Annotated in this window: 10 protein-coding genes; 8 read left to right on the top strand and 2 right to left on the bottom strand. The window is 68.1% G+C overall.

What is annotated here, in order from left to right:
• Window positions 1-180 precede the first annotated feature (180 nt).
• Genes PMI02_RS23200 through PMI02_RS23170 form a run of 7 tightly spaced genes read left to right on the top strand, consistent with a single transcriptional unit; the run spans window position 181 to window position 6,536 of the window.
• A complete protein-coding gene (locus PMI02_RS23200) occupies window positions 181-1,323 on the top strand; it encodes a glycosyltransferase (protein ID WP_081496770.1) in 1,143 nt (380 codons plus the stop codon).
• The gene (locus PMI02_RS23195) at window positions 1,316-2,266 is read left to right on the top strand and encodes a glycosyltransferase family A protein (protein ID WP_007687605.1); all 951 of its coding nucleotides are present in this window, start codon (window positions 1,316-1,318) and stop codon (window positions 2,264-2,266) included. The genes PMI02_RS23200 and PMI02_RS23195 overlap by 8 nt, the downstream gene beginning before the upstream one ends.
• A complete protein-coding gene (locus tag PMI02_RS23190; RefSeq protein WP_007687603.1) occupies window positions 2,263-3,309 on the top strand; it encodes a hypothetical protein in 1,047 nt (348 codons plus the stop codon). Before PMI02_RS23195 ends, PMI02_RS23190 begins: the two co-directional genes overlap by 4 nt.
• Window positions 3,306-4,436 (top strand): acyl-CoA dehydrogenase family protein, encoded by a 1,131-nt coding sequence (locus PMI02_RS23185; protein WP_007687601.1) that lies wholly within the window; start codon window positions 3,306-3,308, stop codon window positions 4,434-4,436. Before PMI02_RS23190 ends, PMI02_RS23185 begins: the two co-directional genes overlap by 4 nt.
• Window positions 4,433-5,110: a PIG-L deacetylase family protein gene (locus PMI02_RS23180; RefSeq protein ID WP_238539148.1), complete on the top strand. Its 678-nt coding sequence runs from the start codon at window positions 4,433-4,435 to the stop codon at window positions 5,108-5,110. The genes PMI02_RS23185 and PMI02_RS23180 overlap by 4 nt, the downstream gene beginning before the upstream one ends.
• Window positions 5,107-5,694, top strand: a complete 588-nt coding sequence (locus tag PMI02_RS23175; RefSeq protein WP_007687597.1) for an SAM-dependent methyltransferase — start codon at window positions 5,107-5,109, stop codon at window positions 5,692-5,694. Before PMI02_RS23180 ends, PMI02_RS23175 begins: the two co-directional genes overlap by 4 nt.
• A complete protein-coding gene (locus PMI02_RS23170) occupies window positions 5,691-6,536 on the top strand; it encodes a glycosyltransferase family 2 protein (protein WP_007687595.1) in 846 nt (281 codons plus the stop codon). The genes PMI02_RS23175 and PMI02_RS23170 overlap by 4 nt, the downstream gene beginning before the upstream one ends.
• 84 nt (window positions 6,537-6,620) lie before the next feature.
• On the opposite strand, the gene PMI02_RS23165 is transcribed toward PMI02_RS23170, so the two are convergent.
• Together PMI02_RS23165 and PMI02_RS23160 are read right to left on the bottom strand one after the other, a co-directional pair.
• Window positions 6,621-6,800, bottom strand: coding sequence for a hypothetical protein (locus tag PMI02_RS23165; protein ID WP_007687593.1), 180 nt, complete (start codon window positions 6,798-6,800; stop codon window positions 6,621-6,623).
• A gap of 194 nt (window positions 6,801-6,994) precedes the next feature.
• Window positions 6,995-7,159 carry a hypothetical protein gene (locus PMI02_RS23160; RefSeq protein WP_157222667.1) on the bottom strand — a complete coding sequence of 55 codons (165 nt, stop codon included), beginning with the start codon at window positions 7,157-7,159 and terminating at the stop codon, window positions 6,995-6,997.
• A 162-nt stretch (window positions 7,160-7,321) separates the two neighbouring features.
• Here PMI02_RS23160 and PMI02_RS23155 point away from each other — a divergent pair, with 162 nt between their 5' ends.
• The gene (locus PMI02_RS23155; RefSeq protein ID WP_007687589.1) at window positions 7,322-7,570 is read left to right on the top strand and encodes a hypothetical protein; all 249 of its coding nucleotides are present in this window, start codon (window positions 7,322-7,324) and stop codon (window positions 7,568-7,570) included.
• The last annotated feature ends 35 nt before the right edge of the window (window positions 7,571-7,605 follow it).

Below are 7,605 nucleotides of genomic sequence, written 5' to 3'. Positions count from 1 at the left end.
TGCCGTTGGCGGCGGCGAAAGATGCCGGAGACTTCGTGACGGCATGCCGGTCGCTGCGCCATTGGCCCCGGGAACTCGAGGTGGATCTGGATGCACGGCCCGCAGCCTGATCGACCTACCTTCAGGGCACGCAGCCCCGGGGCCGGCGCTTTGTCGCCCCCGGGGTCATCCCCCGGCAGCCTGAAGATCGGCATCATCTCCCATCTCAAGCACCCGATTGCCGAACCTTTCGCCGGCGGTCTCGAGATGCATACGCATCTGCTGGCACGGGCCCTGCGCGAACGGGGCCATGCCGTTACGGTGTTCGCCTCGTCGCGCTCGGATAGCCGTATCGGCCTCGAGGCGATCTGCTCCGAAACCGCACTTTGCGAGGTCGGGACGGCCGAGGCGGCGGATATTGCCTTCTTCAAGGAGCATCATGCCTACCTCAGCTTGATGAACGGCCTGCGGCGCCGCGACTTCGATGTGCTTCACAACAATTCGCTGCACTATCTGCCGGTCACTCTGGCGGACAGCCTGCCGATGCCGATGGTCACCACATTCCACACGCCGCCGTTCTGCTGGCTCGAAAGCGGCGTTCGCCTGTGCTCGGCAGAGGACCATGCGTTCGTCGCGGTCTCCAAGTCGGTCGCGGCGCTGTGGGAGCACGTCGCGAAGGCGGACGAGGTGATCCTGAACGGCATCGACCTTCAGAAGTTCGCTTTCCATCCCGTCCCGGACGAGGCGGGCTACCTTGTCTGGTACGGCCGCATCGTTCCGGAAAAGGGCCTGCATTTCGCGATAGAGGCGGCGCGGCTGATCGGCCTGCCGCTGAGGATCGCCGGGCCGATCCTGGACGAAGAGTATTATCGCACCCGTATTGCGCCGCAGCTTGGTGCCGATGCCGTCCACGTCGGTCATCTCGCGCATAGCGAACTGGCCCGCCTGGTGGGTGGGGCCAGAGCCTTCCTGTGCACCCCGATGTGGGACGAGCCTTATGGCCTGGTGATTGCCGAGGCCCTCGCATGCGGCGTTCCCGTCGCGGCTTTTGAACGCGGCGCGATCCCGGAAATCCTGGACGCCGCCTGCGGTGTCCTGGCCACGCCGGACGACGTCGCCTCGCTGGCGGCAGCCGGTCTGGCGGCGCTGTCGCTCGACCGGCGCGCCTGCCGCCAGCGCGCGAAGCGCATATGCGACGTAGGGCAGATGGTGGCAGGCTACGAAGCGCTCTATCGGCGCCAGATCGCCCAGCGCAGGCAAGGGCAGGGCGGCATGCCGCTTGGTGTGGCGGCGTTCGAAAGCGCGGACGTGACCACCTCGGGCAGCGCGGGCCTGCATGCCTGAGAGCCGCGCAGCAGAGAGCCGGGACATCGAGCTGTGCGTGTGCGTCCCGGCCCGCAACGAAGCCGACCGGCTGCCGACCTTTCTCTCGGCGCTGGCCGCCCAGACCTGGCAAGCGCCGATACCTGTCGCGGTCGTGGTCAACAACTCGGACGACGACAGCTTCGAGGTCGTGGACCGCGCGCGCGTTCGCTTCGAAGGCAGGCTGGCAATTCAGGTCGAACAGGCGACGTTCGCGCCGGAACTGGCGCACGCCGGCTCTGCCCGCAGGCGCGCCATGGACAGCGGGCTCGGCATGCTGCCGGCGCTGCAGCGGGGCGTCCTGGTCAGCACCGACGCCGATACCCGGCCCCCGCCCGAATGGCTCGGGAATATCGCCCGCGCCTTTGGCCGGGGCGCGGACCTCGTCGGAGGCCGCATCGAGATCGAGCAGGCCGAACCGCTGCCCGAGCCAGTGCGGCGCCTGCGTGCGGCATGGGACGCTTACTGGGAGCGAGTCCGCGCCATCGAGGATGCGCTCGACCCGCTGCCCTGGGATCCCGCGCCAAGGCACGGGGATCACACCGGCGCCTCGCTGGCGATCAGGACTGCCCTCTATGTCGACTGCGGCCGCGTGCCGCTGCTGCCCACGGGCGAAGATCGCGCGCTGGTGGCGGCGGCCCTTGCGCAGGGAGGGCGGCTGGCCCACCCGCAGGATGTCTTCACTCATGTTTCGCCGCGCCGCGACGGACGGGCGGAAGGGGGCATGGCTCTGGCCATGCATGACCTCTTCGACCTGGCCGCCAGGGGCGAGCGCCCCAGCGCGCCCGGTTACGAGCACTGGCGCGAACGCGCCGCCTGGCGTCGCGAGCTGCGCGCGCAGGAGGGCGGTCAGGCGCTGATTGCGAAAGCGGAGCCGCTGCTTTCTCCCATGCCCCACGACATGCTGCTGGAGGTCACGCCGTGAACCGCCGGCCGATCGGATACTACGTCCACCATCACGGCGCCGGCCACCGTGCCCGCGCCGATGCCATCGTTGCCGCTTCCGATTGGCCGATCGTCCTGCTCGGCACCGGGCTCGGCGGCGCTGGGATTGACCTGCCCGACGACCGTCCGGTCTCGGGCTGCTTCGATGGGCGGGACTTCGCAGACTGCCGCCCGGACGCGCTGCATTACGCGCCCCTCGATCACGAGGGCGTGCGGGCGCGCGTCGCGGAGATGGCCGGCTGGATCGCGACCGCGCGGCCGGCGCTGATGGTCGTCGACGTATCGGTGGAAGCGGCGATGGTCGCCAGGCTGGCGTCTGTTCCGACCGTCTACGTACGCCTCAACGGAGAGCGCGACGATGCCGCGCATCGCGACGCCTTTCGCGGGGCGTCTGCGCTGCTCGCCCCGTTCCACCCCGCACTGGAGGCATCTGCGACGCCTGGCTGGGTGCGCGACAAGACCCGGTACCTGCCCGGCATCACCGCAGAGGCGTGCGCCGGCACGCCGATCGATCGCCGTATTCTGGTGGTGTTCGGGCGGGGCGGCGCGGCGGGCGACGGCGCCATGCTGGTCGATGCCGCCCGTGCCTGCCCGCAATGGGAGTGGCGGGTCATCGGCCCGGCAACCACGCCCGCCGATATCCCCGCCAACCTCGAGTTCGCGGGCTGGGTCGACGCGCCCGGGCGTGAGATCGCCCGCGCCCGGATCGTGGTGGGAGCAGCCGGAGACGGGCTCGTCGGCGCGGTGATGGCGGCCGACCGGCCCTTCGTATGCGTGCCAGAGGATCGACCCTTCGGCGAACAGCGGGCGACCGCGCGCGGCCTCGACCGGATCGGCGCCGCGGTGGTGCTGCCGGAGTGGCCCGGCGGCGAAAGCTGGCCGGTTCTGATAGAGAAAGCCCTTTCGCTGCGCAGTTCGGCGCGCCGGGCCCTGCACGACGAACGGGGTGCGCAAAAAGCGGCATCATGGCTGGGAGGCATGGCCGCATCCGTGACCTGCGGCATCAAGGAACACGCGGTATGAAAACATCCACCCAAACCACCGCCGAGCAGGATGACCCGGTGGCGCGGGCCGCCGCGATCGCCTCGCGATTGGCCGATCTCGGCGCCCGTTACGACGCTGCCCCGGTCTTCCCGGTCGAGAGCATGCGGTGCCTTGCCGCTGCCGGCCTGCATCGTCATTTCGCCCCTCCCGCGAGCGGCGGGATCGCCTTCGCGGACGTGCCCACCCGGTACCGGACGTTGATGGACGTCCTGCGCATCGTCGGGCGGGCCGACCTCAGCATCGGGCGGCTCTACGAAGGCCACGTCAACGCGCTGGCGCTGTTCGACTGGTATGCCTCGCCCGAGCAGGCGGTTCGCCTCGGCCGGGAACTGGAGGACGGTGCATTCTACGGGGTCTGGGCGACCGAGCCGCAGCCCGGCGTCAGCATTGAACGCGGTGAAGGTGGGACCGCGGTGCTCAAGGGCGGCAAGTCGTTCGCGAGCGGGGCCGGGGGGCTCAAACACGCCATCGTGACGGCGCAGGAAGCCGGAAGCGAGCGGCAACTGGTGATCGTGGGCGCTGACGACGCAGAGCGCGCCGACGTGTCGCAGTGGCGCGTGCGCGGGATGCGGGCGACGACCAGCGGTCTCTACGACCTGACCGGCATGGGCATCGAAGAAGCGGACCTGCTTGGTCTTCCCGGCGACTACGACCGCGACCCTCGCTTCACGACCGGCGCCTGGCGCTTCGCCGCCGTGCAACTGGGAGGGATCGAGGGGCTGCTGGCAGAGACGCGGCTGGCGATGCCCGAGGCGGCCCGCAGCGATCCGCTGCAGCGCGCGAAGTTCGCAGACTGCGTCGCGGCGGCGCGCACGGCGTATATGTGGGTCCGCGAATGCGCCCTGCGCGCTGCCCTCGACGATCCCGACGGGCCGGCGTTTGCACGCATGACCCGCGGCATCGTCGAGCGGGCGGGGCTCGACGTGATGGAGCTTGCCGCCCGGATCGTCGGCACGCGCAGCGCGATGGACGGGCAGCGCATCGACAAGATCGTCCGCGACCTTTCGCTCTACCTGCGGCAGGCCGGCCCGGACCATGCGCGCGACCAGGCAGCGCTGACCTGGCTGGATCACGATGCCTGGGGTGAGGAGGACCGCCTGTGGTGACCGTCCCGCGAAGCGCGCACGGCATAACGGCGCTGCGCTGGCTGGTGCTGGCGCCTCACCCCGACGACGAGACGCTGGGCGCCGGCGCCCTGATCGCGCAGGCCTCGGCGGCGGGGCGGCTGGCGGGGCTCGTCTACCTGACCGACGGATCGGGATCGCACGGACCCGTTGACGGCCGCACTGGCCCCCTCGTCGCCGTCCGCCGACGGGAGGCGGCCACGGCATTGTTCCGGCTGACGGGAAGTCGGAGGGGGTCCCCGTTCCACCTCGACTGGAAGGACGCTGCACCTGTAGCACCCGGAACCGCGGCCTTCGACCGTGCGGCCCGCAGGCTTGCCGCGCTGTGCCGCCGGCGGCGGGTCGACGGACTTGCCGTCACGGCGCTGCACGAAGCCCACTGCGACCATGCCGCAGCCGCCCGGCTGGCCTATGCCGTCCAGGCCTGCGCGAAACGCCGGGTGCTGGTCGCCGAGTATTGCGTGTGGAGCGACGCGCCGGAGACCCGGTCTTTCCGCAGTACACGCACGCTGCCGATGCTACCGGGCAAGCGCCGCCATGCGCTGCAGGCCCACCGCAGCCAGCTGACGGCTGCGCTGGGGCCGGGTTTCCGCCTGCCGCCCGAACGCCGGCGGATGTCCGCCACCGACAGCCTCTACATGCGGAGACGCCCATGAACCGCCCCTCGGCCAGCCTCCCGGCCGACTATTTCGAAAGCATGTTTCGCGGCACCGAAGATCCCTGGGACCTCGAAAGCAGCGCCTATGAGCGCGGCAAGTACGCGCATACAGTCCAGGCTTTGCGTGGACGGGCCTACCGACAGGCGTTCGAGGTGGGCTGCGCCAAGGGCGTGCTCACTGCCGGCCTCGCGCCCCATTGCGGCGCCTTGCTGGCAATCGACGTCAGCGCCACCGCGCTAAAGGCGGCGCGGGCGCGGTGTGCGCCGCTGGACCAGGTGTCGTTCGCCAACATGGTGTTCCCCCAACAGGCACCGTCGCGCGCGTTCGACCTCGTGGTGTTGTCCGAGGTCGTCTATTACTGGGACGACCGCGACATCGGGCGCGCCGCCACCTGGATCGCCTCGCAGGTGGACACCGGCGGCGACATCCTGCTGGTTCACTGGACGGGCGAAACCGATTACCCGCAAGGCGGAGACGAGGCGGTCGAAAAGCTGCACGGTTTCCTCGCCGGCAGGATCGAAGTCGTCACAGCCGAGCGTACCGCGCAGTACCGGCTCGATCTCTGGCGCCGCCTGCCATGAGCCTTAGCGTGCTGACGATCGTCAAGAACCGTGCCAGCCATCTGGCGCAGCTGATCGAGGGACTGCGGCGCAGCGCCGCCGCTCCGTTCGAACTCGTCGTCGTCGACATGGGGAGCGATCCGCCCGCCACCATCGGCGACCTGCCTTTTCGGGCACGCGTGGTGCGCCTGGACGGGGGCGGGTTGCCGCTGGCAGCCGCGCGCAATGCCGCTGCCCGGGCCGCAAGCGGAGATTACCTCCTGTTCCTCGATGTCGACTGTATCCCGATGTGCGGGCTGGTGGACGCGATGGCGGATGCGCTCGCCGCGAACGACGCGCTGATCTGTGCGCAGGTCAGGTATCTCGGGCCCGAGGACGCGCGCGGGGACTGGCAGGAGGCGGAGCTTCTGGGCCGTTCGTCAGGGCACCCGGAGCGTCGGTTTCCCGCTCACGGAATCCGCCAGGTGGAGAACGCCGGGCTCTTCTGGTCGCTGGTCTTCGGCATCCACCGCGAGCGCTTCTTCGGCCTCGGCGGTTTCGACGAAGCCTTCACCGGCTACGGCGCCGAGGATACCGATTTCGGGTTCCGGGCGCGTAAGGCAGGGCTGCCGCTGCTATTCATGGGAGGGGCGGGAGCCTTCCATCAGCATCACGACAGCTTCGAGCCGCCGCTGCAGCACCTAGAGGATATCGTCCGCAACGCGAACGTCTTCCGGGTTCGCTGGGATCGCTGGCCGATGGAAGGCTGGCTGGCCGCGTTTCAAAAGCTGGGTCTGGTATCGTGGGACCAGGACAGGTTGAGCGTGGACCGCCTTCCCACCGATGAGGAACTCGCCCGAGCGCGCACCGAGCCCGCCGCCTGAGTCCAAACAAAATGTTCGATGGGGTGCAATCGAAAAGGCGTACGTCCAAATAAATACCCCCGCCGGAGCGGGGGTAGGTTCCATTTACTTTGCGCCGGTGCCCGGTTCGGTCGTCTTGGGGGGCTTGCCGTCCTCGACTCGGCCTTCGTTGCGAAGGTCGCGGCCTTCCTGGGCCTTCTTCTGGCTTTCGGGAGACTTGCCGTGTTCGTTCAATTCTTCCTTGACGAACCCGGCTGCTTCCTTGGCTTCACCCTTAATGCTCATGATCGTCTCCTAAATATGACGTCTGCCACTGCAGGTCCTGATAGAGATATAGCACACGAGATGCCTTTCAGTTCCGTCATCTGTGAGGCGTGTCGCTACTCGCCGGCAGAAGCGCCTGTTGCGGTAGCCGTGAAGAAGAGGAACGCCCCGCCGGCGTGCGACCGCCGATTGCCGATTGCCGATGCTGTTTTGATTCAACTTGATTTTAAGGGGGCGAAGTCGGGCCCGTCGTGGCCGGCCTCGGGTATCTGCGCTATGTCCATTGCGCCGCCGAACCGGTTGACGATATCTTTGGCATCTTTGGCATCTTTGGCATCTTTGGCGCCCAAAGTGGCGATAAGGTTGTCCTCAACGATCAAGTGCCACGTGCGTACGAGCAACTCAGGCTTCATCGATATCTTCGACACAGGGGCAAGCTACGCCAGCCGACGGGGCGCCTCGCGTTCGTCCCCGCTAGAAGCTTGGGAACTAGGGCCGAGATATTGGGTTCGAGACGCGGGATCCAAGGAGCGCCAACGAACATGACTGTATCGACATTCGAAACACCGGACGGCGACGAAATCGAGATTGACGGCGACGACGTGGTAAGCGTCAAGGTGGGCAAGGAATCTGATACGACTATCGTCGAGCTTGAGGACGGGGACGAGATTATCGTGGCTGCAGGTAAGCTTGAAGTTATCGCTGAACTCGATCTTGACCCTCTGCTGCACGACGACCCGGAGGAGGATGATCTGGAGGCGGATGGCACCCTCGATGATCGTGACGATTGACGTGGACGATCACTGACGTGACCCCCAGCTTTCAG

Origin of the sequence: Novosphingobium sp. AP12, assembly GCF_000281975.1 — a bacterium.
Lineage (GTDB): Bacteria > Pseudomonadota > Alphaproteobacteria > Sphingomonadales > Sphingomonadaceae > Novosphingobium.
Note: the sequence above shows the minus strand (reverse complement) of the source record. Positions and strands in the feature narration are given on the sequence as shown.

What these genes read in the sequence shown, in the direction of transcription:
- PMI02_RS23195 (WP_007687605.1), top strand. Translation starts at nt 1,316, where the DNA reads ATGCCTGAGAGCCGCGCAGCAGAGAGCCGGGACATCGAGCTGTGCGTG.
- PMI02_RS23185 (WP_007687601.1), top strand. Translation starts at nt 3,306, where the DNA reads ATGAAAACATCCACCCAAACCACCGCCGAGCAGGATGACCCGGTGGCG.
- PMI02_RS23175 (WP_007687597.1), top strand. Translation starts at nt 5,107, where the DNA reads ATGAACCGCCCCTCGGCCAGCCTCCCGGCCGACTATTTCGAAAGCATG.
- PMI02_RS23170 (WP_007687595.1), top strand. Translation starts at nt 5,691, where the DNA reads ATGAGCCTTAGCGTGCTGACGATCGTCAAGAACCGTGCCAGCCATCTG.
- PMI02_RS23165 (WP_007687593.1), bottom strand. Translation starts at nt 6,800, where the DNA reads ATGAGCATTAAGGGTGAAGCCAAGGAAGCAGCCGGGTTCGTCAAGGAA.
- PMI02_RS23155 (WP_007687589.1), top strand. Translation starts at nt 7,322, where the DNA reads ATGACTGTATCGACATTCGAAACACCGGACGGCGACGAAATCGAGATT.